This is a genomic window from Bacillota bacterium, from assembly GCA_040754675.1.
GTDB lineage: Bacteria > Bacillota > Limnochordia > Limnochordales > Geochordaceae > Geochorda.
Genome location: JBFMCJ010000693.1, coordinates 1 through 1,947, shown reverse-complemented (window position 1 = coordinate 1,947; position 1,947 = coordinate 1). Strand labels below are relative to the sequence as shown.

The 1,947-nt window shown below is 67.2% G+C and carries 1 protein-coding gene; it reads left to right on the top strand.

Features of this window, described 5'->3' with window-relative positions:
* Nucleotides 1-198: 198 nt before the first annotated feature.
* On the top strand, nt 199-1,296 hold the full coding sequence (locus tag AB1609_22590) for an IS110 family transposase (GenBank protein ID MEW6049223.1): 1,098 nt from the start codon (nt 199-201) through the stop codon (nt 1,294-1,296).
* The last annotated feature ends 651 nt before the right edge of the window (nt 1,297-1,947 follow it).

The window sequence follows — 1,947 nt, the reverse complement described above, 5'->3', positions numbered from 1 at the left end:
GCCTTCAACTCGAGCTCCGTGAGAGGGACTGGTCAGCACCAGTTTAGCACGTTTCGGACCCGTAGATATCATGGAGTGACCGATCCTGCACTCGCCAGGCCGGGGTACAACTGGTACCCTGGCCACAAGAGCAGCTCAGGGCAAGGAGTTGCCAGCGAGGGAGGATCGGCCGTGGAGAAGGATATCACATACGTTGGGATGGACGTGCACAAGGAGACCATCGCGGTGGCGTACGTGCGAGGGGGCAGCAAGCCCGAGGTGTGGGGACTGATCCCGAACAAGGTGGCGGTCGTGCTTAAGACACTCAGGAAGCTGGGCCCCTTTGACCGGCTGCACTGCTGCTACGAGGCGGGGCCGTGCGGGTATGTGCTGTATCGGAAGCTCACCGAGGCTGGGATCAGCTGCGTCGTGGTGGCGCCGTCGCTGATCCCCCAGAAGCCCGGGGACCGTGTGAAGACGGACCGGAGGGATGCTGGGAAGTTGGCCGGTCTCTTGCGCAGCGGGGAACTATCTCCGGTGTGGGTTCCCGGCGTGGAGCACGAGGGGTTACGGGATCTGACTCGCGCGAGGCAGGCAGCACGGCAGGACCTGCAGCGCCATCGGAACCGGGTCGGCAAGTTCCTCTTGCGGCTGGGGATGTACCCGCCCGAGGGGGTGAAGAGCTGGGGCCGCGGGTACTGGAAGTGGCTGGAGGCCCTCCAGCTGCCGACGGTGGCCCAGACCCTGGTGCTCAGGGAGCAGCTTCAGGCCGTGCGCCGGGCGGAGGAACTGCTCGGGCGGCTTGAGGCGGAGATCGAGCGGGCAGCACGGGAGGGTCCCCTGGCTGGGACCGTGAGGGAGCTGCAGGCGCTGAGGGGGGTGAAGCTGATCTCGGCGGCGACCCTGGTGGCAGAGTTGGGGGACATCGGCCGCTTCCGGAGCGCCAGGGAGCTCATGGGTTACTCTGGGCTGGTGTGCAGCGAGGCGTCCAGCGCCGGCAGGGTCCGGCGGGGACCGCTGACCAAGACGGGCAACGCCACCGTGCGGTGGGTGGCCGTGGAAGCCGCCCATCACTACCGCCATCTGCCCAAGGTGAGCCTCGATCTGAAGAGGCGGCAGGAAGGGTGTAGCGAGGCTGCCAAGGAGATCGCCTGGAAGGCACAGGGTCGGCTGAACCGGCGCTACCGCCGCCTCGCGGGCCGGGGTCTGCCGACGCCCAAGGTGGTGGCGGCCGTGGCCAGGGAGCTGCTGGGCTTCATATGGGCCATCGCCCGCCTGGCTGCCGGGGAGGGCCGAGCGGAAGCGGCGGTGGGCTAAACGGCCTTCCAACGGCTCCAGCGCCGCAGCTGGCGTGGGGAACTGACTGTCCCATGGACGAAGGGGGGCTGCGACGGGCCTCGGGTTTACCGCTTTTGGGCCGTGGTATCCCAGCTGTGGGGCGGGGCAGGAGGAGGAAGCCTCCCGTCCCACCCCTCGCCACGGCCCCCGAGTGGGCGCTCGGGTCGCTCCCCAGCGTTGCCCTATCCTCCCCTCGGGCAGAACCATGATACTGGGGAGGCAAGGAGGGAACAAGAACGAGGGGGTGATGGCCTCAGGAGGGGATGCAGCAGCCAGCGGGCGAGCACGGCAACGGTAAGGAGAACCCTCGTCCGGCCCTTTGCGATAAGAGCGAAAGCTCGAACGCGCGTTCGTAGAACGAGGCAGCTCCAGACGGCTCAATGGCGTGCGGATAGCCAAACCCGCGAATACCAGGCTGATTCACCGTCGATGTGGCCCCGCTCGCCCGCTGGCACCCGCATCCCGTCCCACATTGGAACCACTCCCGAGCAGATGTTTCACCAGGCCAGACACACAGGACCAAGAAGGCGAGTCTTGACAGGTCACTCCATACCAGGGCCGGGGCTCGTCCCCGGCCGCCCCGTGGCTACAGGTTGTATACCGACGACCCGCAATGGCGCCTCCGCCTCT

Excerpts from the sequence above, each read along its gene's own strand:
- AB1609_22590 (MEW6049223.1), top strand. The coding sequence starts at position 199 with ATGGACGTGCACAAGGAGACCATCGCGGTGGCGTACGTGCGAGGGGGC.